Consider the following 21092-nt stretch of genomic DNA (forward strand, 5'->3'; position numbering starts at 1 on the left):
ACGCTCCGGGTTGGAACAACTGCACCGAGCGGGAGGAACCCCAGCCCCATGCGCCTTACCGTCCTTGGATCGTCGGGCACCTTCGCCGGCCCGGATGACGCCTGTTCCGGATACCTCGTCGAGCACGACGGGTTTCGGTTGGTGATGGACGTCGGCCCCGGCACCCTGGCCAACCTTCAGCGGCACCTGCCCCTCGACCGGATCGACGCGGTGTTGTTGTCCCACGCTCACCCCGACCATTGGGGCGAGTTGCCCACGCTGTGCAACGCCTACCGCTACGTGCTCGGCCGCGACGACCTCCCGGTGCTCGGGCCCGCAGACGCGCTCGCCTGCGTCGAGGCGGCGCTGGGTGGGTCGACGAGCCCCACCTTCGCCTTGGAGGAGGCGGGTGATGGCGACGAGTTTGAACTGGGGCCGATCGAGCTGCGGTGTTCGGCCACCGATCATCCGGGCGTGACGCTCGGGTTCCACCTGTCCGCCGGCGACGTCGCCATCGGGTACTCGGCGGACACCGGCCCCGGTTGGAGTTACAAGGAGTTCAACGCCCCGGTGACGCTTGGCCTGTGCGAGACGTCCTACGTCGAGGCCGGCGACACCGGCGGCATGCACCTGACGGCTGCGGAGGCCGGTGCGATGTGCCGAGACGCGGGTGTGTCCTTCCTGGCCGCCACCCACATCGTGCCCGGACAGGATCGAGATGCCATCCTGGGGGCGGCCACCTCCGCCTTCGGCGGGAAAGTGCACCTGGCCACCCCCCATCTTCGATTTGAACTGTGAGCGTGATCCCCACATGAGCCCCACCCCCCGAGCCGACGGCCGTGCCCCCGACGAGTTGCGCCCCGTCACCTTCGAGCGCGACGCCACCGAGTTTGCGTTGGGTTCGGTGATGGCCTCGTCGGGCCGTACCAAAGTGCTGTGCACGGTCAGCCTCGATGAGGACGTTCCCCGCTGGATGCGGGGCCGCGGGTCCGGGTGGGTGACCGCCGAGTACTCGATGCTGCCCGGTTCGTCGCCCGAACGGATCCGTCGCGAGACCAAAGGCCCGAAGGGTCGCACCCAGGAGATCCAGCGCCTGATCGGTCGCTCGCTGCGCGCCGTGGTCGACCACGAGGCCCTGGGCGAACGCCAGCTGCTGGTGGACTGTGACGTGCTCCAGGCCGACGGTGGCACCCGCACCACCTCGATCACCGGAGCCTGGCTGGCGCTGTGGGACGCCTGCGAGCGCCTGGTGGCGGCCGGCCTGGTTCCCGCCAACCCGATCCTTCAGCCGCTGGCGGCGCTGTCGGTGGGGCTCGTCGACGGCGAGGCCCGGCTCGACCTGCCCTATGAGGAGGACTCCAGGGCCGAGGTGGACATGAACGTTGTCGTCGCCGGCGACGGCCGCTTTGTCGAGGTGCAGGGCACGGCCGAGGGCCAACCGTTCAGCCGCAATCAGCTGGACGAGCTGATGGTGTTGGCCGAGGGCGGCGCCGCCACGCTGTTCGACCTGCAGCGCAGCTACACCGCCACCCCGCCCGAGCCGCGCACGATCGGTCGGTCGGACTGAAGAGCAGCGGGTCCGTCGTGATCGCCGAGCGTTCCAGGACGATCGTCCTGGCCACCGACAACCCACACAAGGTGACCGAGCTGAGCAGCCTGCTGGCCGCATTGTCGGTGCCGGTCGAGGTTCTGCCGCGGCCCGAGTGGCTCGACGATGTCGACGAGACCGGAACCACGTTTGTCGCCAACGCCGATCTGAAAGCGATCGCCGTGGCCAATGCCGTGGGTGAGTGGGCGCTCGCCGACGATTCGGGCCTCGAGGTCGACGCCCTGAACGGGGCGCCGGGGGTGCGATCGGCCCGGTTCGCCGCCGACATGGCCACTACCGAGCGGGGCGGGACGCCGTCATCGGGCAATTCGACCGACGAGGCCAACCGGCGGGCGCTGAGCGACCGCCTCACGGAGGCCGGCGTCGGCTTCCGGCGCTCCGCTCGATTCCGATGTGCCCTGGCGCTGGCCGACCCGAGCGGCAGGGTGGCGCTCCGGGCCGAAGGTGCGGTCGAGGGGGAGATCATCACCGAGCAGCGGGGCGATGGCGGGTTTGGGTACGACCCGATGTTCGTGCCCGACGACGGCGACGGATCGACCTTCGCCGAGATGGATTCCGATGCAAAAGCGGCGATCTCCCACCGGGGCCGCGCCCTGGCGGAGCTGATCAGGATCATTGAGGCCTCGGGGTGGCCCGAGGACACCTGAGCGGAAATACCGCACGCACGCGTCCGCAATCGGCAATGCTGGTTGCTGCGGTCGCCGCCCACGGGACGCCGCTCAGCGAACGACGAGCACGAAGGAGTGCCGTGGCCAACGATCAGGTGCTCGTACTCAACGTCTCCTACGAGCCGGTCATCTTGATCCATTGGCACCGAGCGATCTGTTTGGTCATGGCCGAAAAGGTCACTGTCGAGGCGGTCGAGGAAGGCCGTGCGCTTCGCTCGGCCACCGCCGAGTTTCCCTATCCGGCTGTGGTCAGGCTGCGCCGGTACGTGCCGGCGACCCGGGCGAGTTCCCTGGGCTGCTCGAGACGGTCGGTGCTGCGGCGCGATGGGTTTCTGTGTGCCTATCGAGCGTCGAGTCCCGTGTGCGCCACCCGCGCCGCTTCGGTCGATCACGTCGTCCCTCGGTCTCGGGGTGGTGGCGACGAGCCGACCAACCTGGTGGCGGCCTGCGTGCCCTGCAACCAGCTGAAAGCCAACAGCACGCTGCGGGAGCTGGGCTGGTCACTGCACCGGGTTGACCCGGCCCATGCGACGCCCCTGTTCGACCTGGATGACGTGCCGGTGGCCTGGCGCCCCTTCCTCCCGGTCGCCGCCTGAACCAACGGTCAGCGGCGCACCCGGCGGGCACGTAGCGTAGGCAGCGGTTTTCCTCCGCATCACGGCGGGGTCGACCAACTCGAAGGAGGGGGCAGTTGGGAACGATCGGCGGTCTCGTCGTGCCCTTGGTGGTCGCCGCTGCGATCGGCTTCGTCGTCGGCTGGTTCTTCGCCAGGGCCGGGCGGGGGCCGGACGGGGTCGCGCAAGGGCGCTCCGACGCGGATGGGGCCGAGCCCGGCTCGGACGATGTCGATGAGCGCGTCGCTCGTCTGGAGGCCGACTACGCCCGGCGGGTCGAGGTGTTCTCCAAGCGGGAGGCCGAGCTGATCACCGCCGGTCGCAAGGTGGTCGAGCAGCTCCGACAGCGGGAAGGCGAGCTGGCCGAGTTGCGCGATGAAGGGGCGTCGGACGGCCAGCCCCCCACCCCGGTGCCCTCCGCCCCCGGGCGACAGGAGCCCGAGCCCTCGACAGCCGAACCAACGCGCCGCAACGAACGGCCCGTCGGCCCGTCCACCGAACCGGCCGAACCGGCCGAACCCAGGACGCCGCCCACTTCGTCTCCGCCGGCCACCGCAGAGACCCCAGCCGCCTCCGGATCGACTGGCGCCGCCCCCGCCGTCTCCGGATTGGCCCGTGCCGCTCCGGCACCCGCCAAGAGAGGTCGGCGAGCGGTCATCGACCCGGCGACCGGTCAGCCGATCAACCCCGAGTCGAAACCCAAGCCGTCGTCAGGCGACGACCCCGTCGGCAGCGCCCACTCCAACGGGGGGCAATCCCGCCCACCGGGTCCGGAGGCCGACGTGCCCGACGCCGGCTCCTCGGCCGAGCTGTCGGTGCGCCTCATCGCCCCTGGCCTGACCCGAGAGGAGCCTGAGGTGATCGACCTGCGCGATCAGCGCCGGGTACCCCCGGCAGCCGACATCGTGCCTCCCGCCTCCCGGCAGGGCGAGGAGTTGATCGACATCGTCGGCATCGGGCCAAAGATCGCCGACCAGCTCCGCCAGGCCGGGGTGGTCACCCTCGCCGACCTGGCCGGCCTCGACCTCGACGGCCCGCTGCCGACTTCGATCGAGGGCCTGCGCGGTCGGCTTCGACAGGGCGACTGGGTGGGCCAGGCCCGCCGCCTCACCGACTAGTTCGCCAAGCCCAGCTGTTGCGGCGAGGTTGCTGGTGCGGACGGTGGGACTCGAACCCACACAACCTTTCGGATACCAGGACCTAAACCTGGCCCGACCCCCCGAAACCGAAAAGCGCGACGATTTCGCGACGATTCTCCGGTCAGCTAACTGTCCGACCGGGCACCGTTCAACACCTTCTGAACGGTCGATGTGAGCACCACTCTGCACGGTGTCAACGCACCCAAAAGCTCCGGCAAATTGGCAACGCCGAGCGGTGCGAAGACCGGCAGGACACCGACGAGGATGCCGCTAGCACCGACGACAGCTTGGACCACGGTACGGGCATCAAGCTCGTTCGGGCCCTTTCCGATGATGGTTGCGGCTGAAGGTTCCGTCCTGGAGCTCCATAGATAGTTCACGCATTCTGGGTCGAGATATTGCGCCGGTGCCGCCACCGGCGGTTCCCTAGGGTTGAACGGATGGAAGATTTGAAGCAGGCAGCAGCAGACATCGACGAGGTGTGCGGGCAGGTGGAGCTTCGACACGACATCCCATCGGCGCTCTTCCGGAAGTGGGGTCGATGGGATGAACTGTCTGCTAGCCAACGGACGATGGTGGCCGTCCTTGATCACGCGCCGGCGGGCAGTTTCGACAAACCGGAGATGCTGCCGAGGGAGCTTCGGGCATCTGTTACGGACTTCGATGCGGACGAATGGTCAGACGTTGTGACCGTCGCAACCTTGGTCAGTAACCCGATGGCGAAGTCTTGGATAGAAGACACGCTCTGGCTCACCGAGCACATCCACGGCAGCAAGCCTCACGGTCCCGCGTCACTTGACGCGCACTTCGAAGTGCTCAGTGATTCTGACGCTCACGTCATGGAGCGCATCCGAGGCGCTGAACGGGTAGCGGAACTGGTTCGCAGAATGGGTCAGCGGAACGGTGAAGCGGCTCAGCAGACCGAGCAGCTAATGCGGGACATCATGGAAGGGATCACTCATGGCGGGTTGGGAGGTCCCGACGACTCTCTTTGTGCTGCAACCCGGATTTGGGCCGATGTTGTTGTCCCATCCCCGGAAGCAGTTCGGCTACTGGATGAGGTAGAGAACAGGTTCGCCGGGCCACACGATCTGGAAGTGCTTGCTGATGTCCGGAACAAATTCTGCCCCGATGCGTGGGACAACTACGACAAGGCAATCCAAGCATTCATGGACGAGTCCGAGTCAAGTATTGGAATGAGAAGTTACGCCGCAGCCAAAAACGCATTGGGCATCGCTACCCGTGTTGGACACCCGCGACAAGCTGCGATCAAGGCTGCGATCCAACACATCGACGTTTGGGAGGGCACCGTGCCGACACGGATCGGAGGAACGGTTCCCGCCGAAGCGGTACACCAATGGATCGCCGAAACTGTCGGGTCGGACGACCTGCAATCATCGCTCAGACGGCTCGTGACCAACGGACGGTCCGCCGTCAATGGGGACGGGGAACCAGACACCGAACGCCAGAGCTTCCTTGACTACTTGCCCGTTCGAACTTTCGGGCTATACAACAGCACCCTCCGCAACACGGATGCTCAGGACTGCGGTGACCCCAACGCAGAACCGCCGAGACACTCCAGCAATGCAGTGTCTCGCAATATCAACGCGTCTCTAACCGCCAACTTCCTTGCGCCCTCCCTTAAACAAATCTTCACCCACTACGACCCCGACACGGACGAACTTCGACGGCTGCTAGACCCTCACCCACACATCGACGAAACGAACATCGAAGCATTGATCGACGGACTTGTGCTCTACACGGAACAGCGTTGGGAATCATCCGCGTGCACCCTGCTGCCACGAATCGAGCAGCTGGTCAGACGTACCGCGGTCGAAGCGAACGTGCCGATTATCAAGGAACCCAAAGGTGACGAGCGTGGCGGCGTGTCCACGTTCGGAGGATTGCTCCGCAATCTAAGGAAGGCATCGCCGGACACATTTCCGGAGGAACTCGCGCGCCGTATCGACTTCTTGCTGACCGACGACATCCAGGGGTTCAACCTGCGGAACGAGATCCTCCACGGACTGGCCGAACGCCCGATTCAACAATGGGAAGCAACCGTCGTTGTGCTAGCGCTCCTTGAGATCCTGCTGTTCCAACCGGAAACGTGACGCTCTTCAGTCGCGGTCTGTTCTGCGTCGATCTTCGCCAGCGGAATGTCACAGTCCGTACATCTCAGGGACGGTCGCACCGAGACTGATAGCCCGCTCGCGAGCCCGCCAGGAGCAGTGCGCCCAACGTCCAGCGTCAGCGAGAGAGAGCAACAGCTCGCCCTGCCGGCCTTTCAGTCCGTCGATCTCGACCTGCCTACCGAGACGGATCAACTCTATTCTTGTGGGGCAATCCTTGTCGGACTACTTGATCGCAGCAGCAAGCTGGGCTGTGAAATCGTCAAGCACTTCTTCCTGCCAGGACTTCGCTGCATTATCCCGCCTGTCAGTCTGCTCAACGTTGCACACGTCCTGTTTGTCCCGGCGTCTGGGAAGGCCGTTTGGCCAACATCCGCCTGAACCGAGCGGCTTCCCAGTCGGATGGTTCGTAGAACTGTGCCTGACTGCTTGTCGTAAGCTCTTATGAGCTGAGTCCCTTGTACCCAACGCTTCATCGCAGGAGGCCACTCGGACAACGCGACCTGCTGCTTCACTTTGCCCGACGCTGTAACAACGTCATCACCCTGAGTCTTTGTTCCGTCGACGCCGTTCCGCGTCGCGTTTGCCCACCGGGCCGCGTGTTCCCTCCATGATGCCTCCAGGGCTCAGGACGCCACCACCCTCCAGGGGTTCGGGCTATCCGCTTGCTTTGGTGGGCGAGAACAGGACTCGAACCTGCGGACTCCGGGATATGAACCCGGCGAGCTACCAACTGCTCCATCTCGCTACGTGTGGACTAAGAAACACCACGCTTCAGCTAAGACGACACAGGCAGGAGGGCGAGTCCTAGCCCTCTTCCTCCAGGGGGCGAGCATTGTCCGGAGGGCAGAAACCCTCCGGCCATATTGGTTTCCTATCCCAATCCCAATGTGCTCCGGCGAACGCTTCTTCTTCGAGCGTCGATCCGGTGAAATCCGTCCCGGTCAGATTGGCTCCCTCGAAACTGGCCTCGATAAATCGAGTATCGGTTAAGGTCGCATAGCTCAGGTTGGCCTTCCGGAAGTTCGATCGACGCATGAAGCGGGCCTTCCGCATCACCACCGCCTCCATCTCGGCTGCCACGAACTGGCATTCCGTCCCCTCAATACCGTTCAGAATCGCCTGAAAGAGCTTTGCCCCGCTTAAGTCAGCCTTTACGAGTCCGCAATCCGTCATGTCGCACCATTCGAGGTCCGTATTATGCAGTGAACGTCCACTGAGTTGGAGTTCCGACATATCCGCCCTATGGAAAGAGCGGTTGTTCAGGTCGCGTTCAGACCAGATGAACAGTTGGAGCGCCTGACGGTCAGCGAGCTTCCGGTCTTGCTTGCGGGCTTCTAACGCTAGTTGGCGATCAAGTGTCCGGGCGGCCTCAGCGATTTCACGGTCCTGCTTGCGGGCATCCTCAGCGATCGTACGATCTTGCTCCCGTGCAGAGTCAGCGATCGCGCGATCTTCCTTACGTGAGTCCTCGTTCGCGAAGTTCGATGAGCAAGAAGAGTCCCGCAATGACGGAACCGCTAACCAACGCCGATCCGATCTCTCCCACGGCTAGGTCAATGTCGGAGTCAAAGTACCGGTCAAATATGTCGCTGAGCAAGAAGGTCGGCGGGTCAACGACAGCACCTGAGGACCACAGGATCAAGACGACCCCGAAAACACCAACTCCGGTTACCAGGCACCAAAACAGAATCCGAGTACATTTCTCCACCCGACCATCATCCCACGAACTAGGTCACGCCTACTGAGGTGTGGCATCCACCGGCCAGTTGTTGTCAGGTGGCGTGTACCCATCAGGCCAGATCGGCGGGTTAGCGGGGTCCCACTTCGCATGGATTAGCGAGGCTGCGAGCCGATTGGTTTTGGCCGCCAAGTACCAACCAGATTGTGTGGAATCGCCTTTGAACGACCCAAGGTTTGTGAGAAGCATGTTGGAGCCAGAAATGGTTACTTCTGGAAGAGATGCGCCGCTGAGTTTCGCAGTGCCCATCTCGGCCCCACTGAGGTCCGCACCCCGGAGATCCGCTTCCGACAAGTCTGCTCCATCGAATTCTGCATTTGACAGATTCGCTCCCCTAAGGACGGCATGTCTCAGGTCGGCGTAGGAGAAGTCAGATTCCTTCAGTGTCGCGAGTGAGAGGTCAACCCTGGATAGGTCAGCACCTCGAAATCGACTCCCGTGCAGGTCTCTTCCTTCAAGTCTGAGGTTGGATAGTTTCAGGCCGGAGAAGTCCCGGTCCGTCAAGTCGCGTTCCATGGCCAGCGCCAGTTGGTACTGCTCCCGAGTTTGACGTTCCGTAACGGCTTGTTCGATATGACGTTCTAACGAGAGCAACCCGAGGGAGATGACCACGCCGCTCACGAGAGCGCCGCCAACCTCTACCCGAGCTACGTCTTCTCTTTCGGCTCCGGATTGAAGGAAACCGAAGCCGAGAAGTCCGACGATGATGAAAGCGTAGACATGGAGGAAGAGCCTGACTCGTGGGAACATGTCCACGAGCATCCCACGAAGCTCGAAACTCGTACACGATGGCACTTGCTATGCAGACCGGGGCTTGCTTTTGGGGGGTGTAAGGGGTCACCCCACTTTGAGAACCGCGCCGGATCTGATGCGGGCGAGGATTGCTGGACTCTTGATACCTGAGTCGGTCACCATTGTGGTCGCTCAAGTAGGCTCGGTAGTGCGCCGTTCTCATCTGTCTGAGTGCCAGCGCTATGTTCTTGATCGGCGATCGAACATGTCGGGCTTGGTGGCAACTCATACTGCCGATCCTCGACACGCATCGGGTCTCCGCTCTGGCGTCGCTCGGGCCTATGAGGCTCATCCCTGTGCTCAGCGCTTGAAGAGGCAGGAGGGCGCAGGGATCGGTCGTGGACGATCTCACGTCGGTCTTGTCAGGCGTAGCATTGTTGCATGGGTCTCGGTCCGATAACTGAAGGGTATATAGGGGGCAATTCTTTGGGGAAATCGCCGACAGAGTTGCTGGATTCTTCGCAAACGCCGGAAGCGGGAGCGGCTGGCAGCCGATCTGATCCCGGTCGGACAGAGTCCCGCGTGGTGGTGGGGTTTCGAGGGTGATCCTCGGTGTGTTCAGCCAGTGATTGCTGGCTGTTCGGGTTCAGTGTCGCATGGTTTGTTGAGTTCGGCCATCGAGGCTTCGGAGAGGTAGCGGCGGGCGATGGCCCATTCGTCATGTTGGTCGGCGAGGACGGCGCCGATGAGGCGGATTGCGGCGGTGTCGTTGGGGAAGATCCCGACGACGTTGGTGCGGCGTTTCACTTCTTTGTTGAGCCGCTCGAGCGGGTTGTTCGACCAGATCTTCCGCCAATGGGATCTGGGGAACGCGGCGAATGCGAGGACGTCGGTGCGGGCGTCTGCCATCGAGGTGGCGGCTTTGGGGAACCGGTCGGTGAGGGTGGTAGTGACCTCGTCGTAGCGGGCGATGACCTCTGTGGCGGTGCCGAGAGCGAAGATCGACCTGAACGCTGCAGAGACCATCTCTTGATGGGCTTTGGGGACTGTGGCGAGCAGGTTGCGGGCGTAGTGGACCCTGCATCGTTGCCACGACGCCCCGGCGAAGCATTTACGGATTGCGGCTTTCAGGCCGGCGTGCGCGTCGGAGATCACCAGCCGCACACCAGCCAGCCCGCGTGTGCGGAGCGACCGGAGGAACCGGGTCCAAAAGGTTTCGTCTTCGGAGTCGCCGATGTCGACACCGAGGATTTCCCGTGTCCCGTTGGCGGTGATCCCCGTTGCGATCACAACCGCACGGGAGACGACCTGACCCAAGGCGTCGGCACGGACATGGATGTAGGTGGCATCGAGATAGACGTACGGGAACCTGACGTGGCCGAGGGTGCGACCCCGGAACGCTGCGACGCGTTCGTCGAGCCGCTCACAGATCCTCGAGACCTCCGACTTGGAGATCCCGGCCTCGACACCCATCGCCGCGACGAGATTGTCGACCGAGCGGGTGGAGACCCCGTTGACGTAGGCCTCCATGATCACCGCATACAACGCCTGGTCGACCCGGCGGCGGCGTTCGAGGACCTCCGGGAAGAAGCTGCCCTTGCGGAGCTTCGGGATCGCGACCTCCAAATCGCCGGCCTTCGTCGAGACGATCCTCGGGCGGTGACCGTGGCGTTCCTTGGAGCGCTGGTCGGACCGTTCGTATGGGCCGGCGCCGATCTTCTCGGTTGCTTCGGCCTCGATCAGCTGCTGGAGCGCCCACTCGGCGAGTTCGCGGACCAGGTCGGTGCCTTCCCCGACACGAAGCGCGTCGAGCAGGTCAGAAACGGCAGACTGGGAAAGAGCCATCGGTGTGTTCTCCTTGGGGTGCACTTGGACGTACACACCGAGCATCACGCCGATGGCCCCACCAGTGTTGGACCCCCAGCTACCCCCTCAATCCCCACCACAACCCGGACAATCCAACACGCCGTTCAATATCGCGCGCTCGACTTCCACCGCGTCAGTTTCTACGAACTTCACCAGTGCCCCCAAGGCATCAGGAAGAGCCCTCCAGATCACTCACCCAGAGAATTGCGGGAGGGCTCTTGCGCGTCTACAAAGACGCGAGCCTCACCCCAGCGACACCAGCAACGCCACTCCAGTCGTGCCCACCATCAATGACCCCAACCCACCCGTCACCAACGAACGTGGCGCTCAACACCCGCCAGCGGCGGTCAAACAGAGTTCGACAACGGGACGACAGCGGCGCCTCCTAGTAAGGAGCCGACTCGGAGGAAGCGGGGCGCCGCATGAGAGGATTGCCGTATGGCTCGCTATTCCAAGTTTCCCTCAGACTCGCAGGAGTCTGCCTTTGCTATTCACTCGTTGAACAACTACACCAATTTCTACCTCTCATCGAGTGTGGCAGCCCTCGATCTCGACAGCAGAAATGTCGGTGATCTGATCCGCGCGTTGCATCGTGAGGTGACCCGACAACTCGCTACGGGCGGCGTGGAGTATGCCAAGCTGAAGTGGGCTCTGATGCCTCGACGAACGCATAAGGAGATTGCTTTCATCTTCGACTCCACGGCTGCCGGGAGCGACCACTACGGGCTTGAATTCTCGAAGGTGTGGCTGTCGGCGCTTTGGCGCGACGGGCCCCAACGGACCGCTATCAGTCAGGGCGACATCCTCAAGGCACCGGCCGCTTGGGTTTGGAGGGAACTTGAGGAGCACCTCGTTCGGACGAACGACTTTCCTCGGTTGCACACCGAGCACTACTACGTCCTTTATCTCACGAACATGGCGCGAACACATGTCAGCGCGATAGATGCCGCCTTGCGAGATTCGACGGCTGCATACTTGGGGTACATCGACTGTTCGACGTGGACCCCTCTTAAGTCGTTCATGCTGCTCCCACAGTATGCGTTCCGCGATGGCGATGCGCTCGTCGTTGCAGCCGACGAGGACGGTTCACCGTACATCACGCCGCCCACCGGGGGTCATCGGTTCAATCTCGTTGGCGTAGAAGAAGCGCTCTACGGAGTGCTGCTCGACCACCGCATGGACAACGGTGTTCCGGCGTGGGCCGATGAAGACAGCGTGCTCACCTTGACCGCTCTGGGTGGCGGACAGAGCCCGCTAAGGGAACTGAAGCTTGATCTCGATGAACGAAGATTCGCGTACTTGAAGACCGCCGAGCCTGATGGTCACCTGGGGTCAGTGCGCAGTGCCCGGCTCGACGGGCTAAGCCGCGAGGAGCTCATCCAAGCTATTGAGACCAAGATCCGGAGTGGCCTTGTGTTCCACTTGCGATTCGTTCGTGGGACCCGAGACGACGATCCCGCTCCCGAGAACGACGCATTGATGTTTGACGTGCAAGTGGAATTCCCCGACGACACCGGCAAAGCCCGCCGCTATCTGGTCGCGATCAAGTACACCCCGGCAAGCCACTCGGGCAAAGTGGTGTCGTTTTACTAGCAAACCCGCTCCGCAGGAAGCGGGAGCAGGGTGAGTCCCGCCTGGTGGTGTAGTTCGGGACCATCACCGTGATGGTGGTGGTCACCGTGCGATTCTCAGAAACGATTAAGTACCTGAGAGGAACGCCGCACGATGACCACACCTGATTCTGCGCTGAACGCACTGTCGACGTCACTCACCTCGGTTCATTCGCCGTTGGCGGCGAACCTGGCCGAGATCCTCACCGACGCGATCCAAGAGCCGATAGAAGCGGAACTGTCGGCCCGGATCGGCAGCGAACCCAACGAACGATCGCTGGCCCGAACGAACCTGCGGAACGGGCACCGCAACAAGCTCCTCTCCACACCTGCCGGAGATATCACTGAACCACCCCGGGTTCGGTGCACTCCTCTTTCCTGAGAGGTTGTGTCGATGCCAAGCAAGTACGACGAAGAGACCCGCGCGAAGGCGGTGCGTCTGGTGGTCGATCACCGCATTCCTGGCAAGATCGCCCGTCGTGCGTGAACCAATGTAGCTACTGGCATTGCCAATTAGGCGCACGACAATTAGATCCCGGCATCTAGCGTGAGTTACTCCCGGTGGCAGCCGTCACTCAGGTGCTCGCCTAGGCGTACGTGCCTTTGCCACCCAAAGCTGAATACAAGGTCTGCCTAGACACCCCAAGGTCACAAGCGACCTTTGCCTTTGGAACGTCGGCCTCGACCCGCTCTCGAGCGTGCGCTATCTGCTCGGCGGAGAGCTTCGGGGCCCGTTCGTAGACGCCGTTCCGTTTGGCGATGGCGATGCCTTCAGCTTGGCGCTCTCGGATCGTGGCGCGTTCGAGCTGGGCGACGGCACCGAGGATCGTCAGCATGAACGCGCCCTGCGGAGTGTCGGTGTTCAGCGCTGGGTTGTCGACGAACTCAAGAGCGACACCCTTCGCATGGAACTGCTCGATGAGATCGAGGAGGTCTCTCGTCGATCTCGCGAGACGGTCAGGCGACTTCACCCGCACCTTATCGCCATCGCGCACCCATTCCAACAATTCACGCAACTGTGTTCGGTCTTCGACATTCTTGCCTGAGACCTTCTCGCAGAACAGACGGTCGACGTCGGACAATGCCTCGACCTGCCGCGCCTCATTCTGATCGGCAGCGCTGACCCTCGCATAACCGACAATCTGGCCCTTGTGTCCATTCACCTCTAGACCCCTCTGCATATGTGTCTAACGAAACCCTAGCCGAACCCGGTTGGACGGTCGAAAGGGGAATCGTTAGGTGTGCGTTCAGGTACGCCCTGATTGACGCACTGGCTGCTGGGAGCAGGCCGGAAGATACCGGTGGGACGATCTTTTCTCGCCGATGTGAGCGAGGCGCTGCCAGGTATAGGGTGATCGAATGGCTCTCGGTCCGTTCACTGAAGGTTACATACAGGGCGCTGTCATTGGGGATTTGATGTATGACGCCGCCGGATTCCTGGGTGAGCGTCGTGGCCGGAAATTGGCTCGGCGGGCAGCCGATCAGTCGCCGTCCGAGGGCTGGCATGACGATCCAGCGGGACGATACGAGCACCGGTACTGGGACGGTGACGGGTGGACTGACCACGTCGCAACCGCAGGCGTTGCAGACTTCGACCCGCTCTACGCTTGTCAGACCGATGATCAGTTGGCACCAGAGGGCTGGCACTCCGACCCAGCCGAGCGATACGAGTACAGGTACTGGGACGGCAACGCGTGGACTGACTACGTCTCTTCACCAAGCCCCGCTCAATTCGATCCGATCTAGTTGGGTACTAGCCCGGTCAGAGTCTGAGGCGGGGAGCCGAGAAGGCCGCTAGTGCGGGTGACGCACCCATGCGTCGGCTGCACCAAAAACGGTCGATACGGGTGGACTTGAGACGTTGAACCTGAACACGGGTTCTGAACGTCGAGACTGGCGCTCTTGGCAGGGATCGACGGATGCCTCAAATACGGTCGTTTCTGAACACCGAGCCGGGCGACGACGCGACGACACCACGCCAATCCGCAACCACGGACCTGACGGAACTACCCTCACCTTCGTCAACCCCGGGGAGGTTTGCGGCTCATATGACGACGTTCCGCCAGTTGTTGGAGGAGTTCGACGCTTCGGCAAAGACGACCGCAGCGAAGGGCACCCGGTTCGAGAAGTTCTGCCGTGCCTACTTTCAGACCGATCCGCTTTGGGCTGAGCGTTTTGATGAGGTGTGGTTGTGGATGGACTGGCCGGACCGTGATGGTCAGGCTGACACAGGGATCGACTTGGTGGCTCGTGAGCGGGGCACCGGGGCTCTGGTAGCGATCCAGTGCAAGTTCTACGCGCCGACCGCCACGTTGTCGTGGTCTGGTGTGTCGACATTTGTGGGGATGCTGGGTCAGCCCGAGTTCACCTCGGGGATGATCGTGTCGACTGCGGGGTCAGAGTCACCAAAGGTCGAGGTGAACCTCGACAAGCACGCCAAGGCGACCACGATGTGGCGGGTCGACGACTTCGAGCGGTCTGCGATCGATTGGGACCAGTTCACCTTGTCGAGCCCGTCGCAGCTGCGGATCCGCCCACCGTTGACGCTGCGCCCTCACCAGGAGGCAGCAGTCACAGACGTGACCGAGGGCTTCCAAAGTTCGGATCGTGGTCAGTTGATCATGGCGTGCGGCACCGGCAAGACCCTCACATCGCTCCGTCTCGCTGAGCGGGTGGTGGGTGCTGGCGGGCGGGTGTTGTTCCTGGTCCCGTCGATCAACCTGTTGTCCCAGTCGGTGAAGGCATGGGCGAACGATGCCACCGTCCCATTGGCGACGTTTGCGGTGTGTTCGGACACCCACGCCGGCCGGCGTCGCCAAGACGAGGACATGTCCGCAAACGACCTGTCAGTCCCGGCGTCGACGAACACCGACACGTTGATGCGAGCGATCGACGCGAGGGCGTCGAAGTCGTCGATGTCGGTGGTGTTCTCCACCTACCAGTCGATCGACGTGATCACCCAAGCGCAACAGCAGGCTGGGTTGGGTCGGTTCGATCTGGTCATCTGCGACGAAGCCCACCGGACCACGGGTGCGTTCACCGACATCGATGACCAGTCGATGTTCACCAAGGTCCACTTCAACGAGTTCGTCGACTCCGACCGACGCCTCTACATGACTGCCACCCCGCGGGTGTACGGGGATCAGGCCAAAGCGAAGGCCGCGGATGCCGATGTGTTGGTGGCGTCGATGGACGATCGCTCGACGTTCGGGCCGGTGTTCCACGAACTCGGGTTCGGCGACGCTGTCGCCCAACAGCTGTTGACCGACTACAAGGTGCTTGTCCTTGCGGTCAACGAAGATGCCGTCTCGTCGGCGTTCCAACGGCAACTCGCCGGCACCGATGGCGACCTCGCTCTTGATGACGTCGCTAAAATCGTGGGTTGCTGGCACGGTCTGTCGAAGCGAGGCCCCCAGTTCGAGGGTGACAACACCCCGATGCGCAGGGCGGTCGCGTTCTCCTCGACGATCGACCAGTCCAAGGCCTTCACCACGGCATTCCCTCAGATCGTCAACGAGGCGCTCGAAGAACGAGCCCACCGCAACGCGGTGAAGATCGAAGCACAACACGTCGACGGCAAAACCAACGTTAAAGTTCGCTCCGAGGCGATCGCGTGGCTCGAGGAACCACCTGGTCAGGGTGTTTGCCGCGTGCTGTCGAACGCCAAATGCCTCACCGAAGGCGTCGACGTTCCCGCGTTGGACGCGGTGCTGTTCCTCCAACCGCGCAAAAGCATCGTCGATGTGGTCCAGGCGGTCGGCCGGGTGATGCGCCTCGCCCCCGACAAAGAGTTCGGCTACGTCGTCCTACCGGTCGTCATCCCAGCAGGGGTCGCCCCCGAGGACGCCCTCCGTAACCACAAGAGCTACCAGGTGGTGTGGCAGGTCCTCCAGGCGCTGCGCTCACACGACGAACGCCTCGCCGCTGAGATCAACAAGATCGACATCAACAAGACCTCCTCCAAAGTTGAGGTCATCGGGATCGGCCTCGGCAACGGCGGCGACGACCCGGCCAACCCCGGCGAGAAGATCACCACCACAAGCGCCCAATCTGCTGGCACCCAGCTGGAGTTGCCCGACCTTCAGGTGGTCCACGACGCCATCTACGCACGCATCGTCGAGAAGGTCGGCAACCGGCGCTACATGGAGTCCTGGGCGAAAGACATCGCCCAAATCGCAGCCGCCCAAGAAACCCGCATCCGCACCCTCCTCGAACACGCCGACCAAAACCCGGAGGCCGTCGCACGTTTCGACGAGTTCCTCACCGCGTTGCGGAACAACCTCAACGACGGCGTCACCCGCGACGACGCGATCGGGATGCTCTCCCAGCATCTGATCACCCGGCCGGTGTTCGAAGCGCTCTTCGGCGGCGACCAGTTCACAACCAGCAACCCGGTGTCCCAGGTGATGCAGTCCATGATCGACACCCTCGACGACGCCAACCTCCAATCAGAAACCGCCACCCTGGAGGGGTTCTACAAGCACATCCGGATGCTCATCGGCGGGATCAACACCGCCGAGGCCCGCCAGAAGGTCATCACCGAGCTGTACGAGAAGTTCTTCAAACGGGCACTCCCCAGAGCTGTCGAATCACTCGGGATCGTCTACACCCCGATCGAGATCGTCGACTTCATCAACCGAGCGGTCAACGACCTCCTCATCGAGCACTTCGACGGCACCACCCTGTCCGACGAAGGGGTCCACATCCTCGATCCGTTCACCGGCACCGGCACGTTCATCACCCGGCTCCTCCAAACCGGGCTGATCAACCCCGCCGACCTCGCCCGCAAATACGCCAGCGAGTTGCACGCCAACGAGATCATGCTGCTCGCCTACTACATCGCAGCAATCAACATCGAGACCACCTACAACACCCTGGCGGGGGTCGACGGGTATCAGCCGTTCGAAGGGATCGTGCTCACCGACACGTTCCAACTCTCCGAAGACGGCGACCCCATGGACGCAGTCTTCTTCCCCAGCAACAACGCACGAGCCGACCACCAAAAAGGCCTCGATATTCGGGTCATCGTCGGGAACCCGCCCTACTCCGTCGGCCAAACCTCAGAGAACGACGACAACCAGAACCTCGGCTATCCCACCCTCGACACATCGATAGCGGAGACCTACGCCAAGCGCTCGACCGCCACCAACAAGAACTCCCTCTACGACTCCTACATCCGGGCCATCCGCTGGGCATCAAACCGAATCCAAGATGCACCCAACGGCGGCGTGATCGGATTCGTCTCAAACGGCGGCTGGATCGACGGCAACACTGCCGATGGCATCCGCCTCACACTCCCCAACGAGTTCCACCACATCTACATCTACAACCTCCGAGGCAACCAACGAACCAGCGGCGAACAATCACGCCGCGAAGGCGGCAAAGTCTTCGGACAAGGCAGCCGCAACACCATCGCCATCACCCTCCTCGTCAAACAACCCGGCCCAGTCCCAGCTAGTGGGGCTCGGATCCACTACCGAGACATCGGCGACTACCTCAACCGCGAGAACAAACTCACCGCCATCGAAGCCTCAACCGTCGAAAACATGCCATGGGCATCCCTTGTACCGAACGAGACCGGCGACTGGATCAACCAACGAGACGTCACCTACGACCAGCATCTGCCGCTGTCCGGTGCCAACGGGATCTTCCAGATTAGATCCAATGGCCTCCAAACCAACCGCGACGCCTGGGTCTACAACTCTTCGTCGACTGAACTAACCGAGAACGTCGAGCGGATGGTCCACCACTACAACGGTCAGGCCGACGCATTCCGGCGACACTCGACAGCCGGGGACGCTGCAAGCGACGCCAAGGCGGCGGCGGAGTTCGTAGACAGAGACACAACCAAGTACAGCTGGGCATCGAGCGACTTCCCCCGGGTGGTGCGAGGAGAGCGACACCAGTTCACTCATGAGATGGTCCGAACCAGTCTGTACCGACCGTTCTTCAAGCAAGAGGTCGCTTTCGATGGATCTCTCAATCACCGCACCTACCGGCTCCCCAAACTGTACCCAACCCCTCATGCCGTGAACCGAGCCATAGTCGTTCAGCAAACTGGTCCGGCACCGTTCAGCGTGTTCGCCAGCGACGCCATCACCGACCTGGTGCTGGTCGGTGCTGGCAATCCGACATACCACTTCGCCAGGTGGCGATACGAGGAACCCAGCACTGAACCCACCCTTCTCGACGACGGCACCGATGACAGGTGGAAAAGGGTCTCGAACCTCAACCCAACAGCCTTCCGCCAGTTCCAGACCGAACTGGGCGCGGACATCACTGACGATGACGTGTTCCACTACGTCTACGGCGCCTTGCACTCACCCGAGTTCCGCTCCCGGTATGAATCGAACTTGAAGAAGGAAGCATCACGGGTTCCAATGGCGCCCGATCGGGTCACTTTCGACGCCTACCGCGACGCCGGCGCCGAACTCATGGAACTCCACATCGGGTACGAAACCGTCGAGCCGTACCCCATCGAAGAGCACTGGGCACATGGTGCCGACCCCGGGGTCGACCCGAAAGTGCTGCGCGTCGGCGATAAGAAGATGCGCTACCCGAAGGTCACCGACCCCGAGACCGGCGACAAGGTCACCGACCGCACCCAGCTGATCTACAACCAATATCTGACCCTGTCGGGTATCCCCGAACGAACGCATGAGTACAAGCTCGGCACGCGCAGCGGGATCGACTGGATCATCGACCGCTACTACATCAAAACGGACAAAGCCTCCGGCATCGTCAACGACCCCAACGCATGGGCCGACGGACACAACGACCCCCGCTACATCCTCGACCTCATTGGACGAGTCATCACCCTCTCGCTCCGCACCCTCGACATCATCGGCTCACTACCCGCTGAAGGACTGAACCAATGAAGGCGACCGAGGCCTCGCTGCTTCAGTTCTTGAGGACATCGCCGCAGCTTGTGATCCCGATCTACCAGCGGACCTACAGCTGGACCGAAGGGGAGTGCCAGAAGCTGTGGGACGACATCATGAGGGCAGGACGCAACGACGAAGTCAGCGCCCACTTCGTTGGTTCGGTCGTCTACATCGAGAAGGGGCTTTCCCAGGTCTCCAGTCAGGCTCCGTTGCTGGTCATCGATGGTCAGCAGCGGCTCACGTCGGTGACGCTGCTCCTTGAGGCCCTTGCCCGCCACCTTGGTGACAGAGAGCCGGTCGATGGATTCTCGGCCAAGAAGATCCGCAACTACTTCCTGCTTAACCCGCTGGAGGACGGCGAGCGTCACTTCAAGCTTGTGTTGACCCAGACGGACAAGGACAGCCTGACTGCGATTGTCCAGCAGAAGGCTCTCCCGGCTGAGATCTCGGTGCGCATTACGCAGAACTTCGAGCTGTTCGATGGGCTCGTGGCAGCGCTTGACGGCAACGTTGAGGCCCTCTGCAGGGGACTAAGCAAGCTGGTCATCGTGGATGTTGCTCTCAACCGGGACCAGGACAACCCGCAGCTCATCTTCGAGAGCATGAACTCAACCGGTCGTGAGCTGAGCCAGGCCGACCTGATCCGCAACTTCATCCTGATGGGCCTCGAACCCAGACAGCAGTCCGAGCTGTACGAGGACCACTGGCGCCCGATGGAGGTCCAGTTCGGTCAAGAAGCCTACGGATCTCACTTCGACAAGTTCATGCGGCACTACCTGACGTTCAAGACGGGAGAAATCCCGAACGTCCGGGCTGTGTACGAGGCCTTCAAGGCCTACGCCCGTCAGCCCGAGGTGGATGTGGCCGGGGTCGATGACTTGGTCCGGGACATCCACGAGTTCGCAAGCCACTACTGCGCGATGGCGCTCGGTAAGGAGCCAGACACGGCGCTGGCCGACACCTTCCAGGATCTTCGTGAGCTGAAAGTCGACGTCGCGTACCCGTTCCTGCTTGAGCTTTACGACGACTACTCGTCGGGTGTCCTCAGCCGGGACGATCTGATCCGGGCGGTGCGCCTGACCGAAGCCTTCGTGTTCCGTCGCGCCATCTGCGCGATTCCGACGAACTCGATGAACAAGACGTTCGCCAACTTCGGGCGAAGCCTGAAGAAGGACCGCTTCCTGGAGAGCATCGAGGCTGCCTACCTGCTCCTTCCCTCCTACCGCCGCTTCCCGAGCGATGACGAGTTCATGCGGGAGTTCGCGGTGCGTGACCTGTACAGCTTCCGCAGCCGGAGCTACTGGCTCCGCCGCTTGGAGAACGACGGCCGCAAGGAACGCGTGCCCGTCGATGAGTACACGATCGAGCACATCATGCCGCAGAACGAGGACCTCTCCCGTGAGTGGAGAGAGGACCTTGGGGCCGACTGGGAGCGTGTGCATGAGACCAAGCTGCACACCCTCGGCAACCTCACCCTGACCGGCTACAACAGCGAGTACAGTGACCGACCGTTCGTCCAGAAGCGAGACATGGCAGGCGGCTTTAAGGAGAGTCCTCTCCGACTCAACGAAGGCCTCGGCACGATCGAGCACTGGAACGAATCCGCAATCGACGAGCGTGCTCTACGGCTGGCAAAGCGCGGAACAGAAGTCTGGGCGGCGCCGAGGCTCGACCCGGCGGAACTCGCCGACTATCGGCCGCCGAGGGCCGAGAAGACGGTCGCCACCTACACCATCGACGACCACCAGCAACTGGCGGAGGGCGCCCCAATGCGTCAGCTCTTCGACGAGGTACGAGTTCGGGTGCTTGCTCTGGACCCCACGGTGACCGAGGGGTTCTTGAAGCTCTATGTCGCTTACAAGGCGGAGACCAACTTTGTCGACGTCGTTCCTCAGATGGGTCGGCTGCTCCTCTCGCTCAACATGCAGTTCCATGAGCTGGTCGACCCGCGAGGACTCGCCCGAGACGTGACCGGCATGGGCCGCTGGGGCAACGGAGATGTCGAGATCGGGCTCTCTTCACCCGATGATTTGAGTTACGTGATGGGTCTCGTCCGCCAGTCCTTCGAAAAGCAGATGAGTTCCGATGATGGTGAGCTGAGCCCCTCGTACTGATCCA

The 21092-nt window shown here is 62.4% G+C and carries 16 protein-coding genes and 1 tRNA gene; 11 read left to right on the forward strand and 6 right to left on the reverse strand.

Features of this window, described 5'->3' with window-relative positions:
• Nucleotides 1-48 precede the first annotated feature (48 nt).
• From IPN02_04635 to IPN02_04655, 5 genes are all read left to right on the forward strand, one after another.
• On the forward strand, nt 49-777 hold the full coding sequence (locus IPN02_04635; protein MBK9296153.1) for an MBL fold metallo-hydrolase: 729 nt from the start codon (nt 49-51) through the stop codon (nt 775-777).
• Nucleotides 778-790: 13 nt separating this feature from the next.
• On the forward strand, nt 791-1546 hold the full coding sequence (rph, locus tag IPN02_04640) for a ribonuclease PH (GenBank protein MBK9296154.1): 756 nt from the start codon (nt 791-793) through the stop codon (nt 1544-1546).
• Between the two features lie 20 nt (nt 1547-1566).
• Complete coding sequence (gene rdgB / locus IPN02_04645) at nt 1567-2235, forward strand: RdgB/HAM1 family non-canonical purine NTP pyrophosphatase (protein MBK9296155.1); 669 nt, start codon at nt 1567-1569, stop codon at nt 2233-2235.
• Between the two features lie 101 nt (nt 2236-2336).
• Nucleotides 2337-2852 (forward strand): HNH endonuclease, encoded by a 516-nt coding sequence (locus IPN02_04650; GenBank protein ID MBK9296156.1) that lies wholly within the window; start codon nt 2337-2339, stop codon nt 2850-2852.
• Nucleotides 2853-2947: 95 nt separating this feature from the next.
• Complete coding sequence (locus tag IPN02_04655; GenBank protein ID MBK9296157.1) at nt 2948-3988, forward strand: hypothetical protein; 1041 nt, start codon at nt 2948-2950, stop codon at nt 3986-3988.
• Nucleotides 3989-4134: 146 nt separating this feature from the next.
• Here the strand turns inward: IPN02_04655 and IPN02_04660 are convergent, their stop codons facing one another.
• The gene (locus tag IPN02_04660; GenBank protein ID MBK9296158.1) at nt 4135-4425 is read right to left on the reverse strand and encodes a hypothetical protein; all 291 of its coding nucleotides are present in this window, start codon (nt 4423-4425) and stop codon (nt 4135-4137) included.
• Nucleotides 4426-4449: 24 nt separating this feature from the next.
• Between IPN02_04660 and IPN02_04665 the strand changes: the two genes are divergently transcribed.
• Complete coding sequence (locus IPN02_04665) at nt 4450-6123, forward strand: hypothetical protein (GenBank protein ID MBK9296159.1); 1674 nt, start codon at nt 4450-4452, stop codon at nt 6121-6123.
• A gap of 689 nt (nt 6124-6812) precedes the next feature.
• Here the strand turns inward: IPN02_04665 and IPN02_04670 are convergent.
• From IPN02_04670 to IPN02_04685, 4 genes are all read right to left on the reverse strand, one after another.
• Nucleotides 6813-6889, reverse strand: a tRNA-Met gene (locus tag IPN02_04670).
• Nucleotides 6890-6948: 59 nt separating this feature from the next.
• The gene (locus tag IPN02_04675; GenBank protein MBK9296160.1) at nt 6949-7650 is read right to left on the reverse strand and encodes a pentapeptide repeat-containing protein; all 702 of its coding nucleotides are present in this window, start codon (nt 7648-7650) and stop codon (nt 6949-6951) included.
• Nucleotides 7651-7882: 232 nt separating this feature from the next.
• Complete coding sequence (locus IPN02_04680; GenBank protein MBK9296161.1) at nt 7883-8644, reverse strand: pentapeptide repeat-containing protein; 762 nt, start codon at nt 8642-8644, stop codon at nt 7883-7885.
• A 588-nt stretch (nt 8645-9232) separates the two neighbouring features.
• On the reverse strand, nt 9233-10459 hold the full coding sequence (locus IPN02_04685; protein MBK9296162.1) for an IS256 family transposase: 1227 nt from the start codon (nt 10457-10459) through the stop codon (nt 9233-9235).
• A gap of 459 nt (nt 10460-10918) precedes the next feature.
• Here IPN02_04685 and IPN02_04690 point away from each other — a divergent pair, with 459 nt between their 5' ends.
• Together IPN02_04690 and IPN02_04695 are read left to right on the forward strand one after the other, a co-directional pair.
• Nucleotides 10919-12073: a hypothetical protein gene (locus IPN02_04690; protein MBK9296163.1), complete on the forward strand. Its 1155-nt coding sequence runs from the start codon at nt 10919-10921 to the stop codon at nt 12071-12073.
• Between the two features lie 132 nt (nt 12074-12205).
• Complete coding sequence (locus IPN02_04695) at nt 12206-12472, forward strand: transposase (protein MBK9296164.1); 267 nt, start codon at nt 12206-12208, stop codon at nt 12470-12472.
• A gap of 205 nt (nt 12473-12677) precedes the next feature.
• Here the strand turns inward: IPN02_04695 and IPN02_04700 are convergent, their stop codons facing one another.
• A complete protein-coding gene (locus IPN02_04700; GenBank protein MBK9296165.1) occupies nt 12678-13271 on the reverse strand; it encodes a recombinase family protein in 594 nt (197 codons plus the stop codon).
• 178 nt (nt 13272-13449) lie between these two features.
• Between IPN02_04700 and IPN02_04705 the strand changes: the two genes are divergently transcribed.
• The 3 genes from IPN02_04705 (at nt 13450) to IPN02_04715 (ending at nt 21088) form a co-directional block, all read left to right on the forward strand.
• Nucleotides 13450-13836, forward strand: coding sequence for a DUF2510 domain-containing protein (locus IPN02_04705; protein MBK9296166.1), 387 nt, complete (start codon nt 13450-13452; stop codon nt 13834-13836).
• Between the two features lie 302 nt (nt 13837-14138).
• On the forward strand, nt 14139-18968 hold the full coding sequence (locus tag IPN02_04710) for a DEAD/DEAH box helicase (GenBank protein ID MBK9296167.1): 4830 nt from the start codon (nt 14139-14141) through the stop codon (nt 18966-18968).
• Entirely contained in the window at nt 18965-21088 is a 2124-nt protein-coding gene (locus IPN02_04715) for a DUF262 domain-containing protein (protein ID MBK9296168.1), read from the forward strand. The genes IPN02_04710 and IPN02_04715 overlap by 4 nt, the downstream gene beginning before the upstream one ends.
• Nucleotides 21089-21092 lie beyond the last annotated feature (4 nt).

Source organism: Candidatus Microthrix subdominans (genome assembly GCA_016719385.1).
GTDB lineage: Bacteria > Actinomycetota > Acidimicrobiia > Acidimicrobiales > Microtrichaceae > Microthrix > Microthrix subdominans.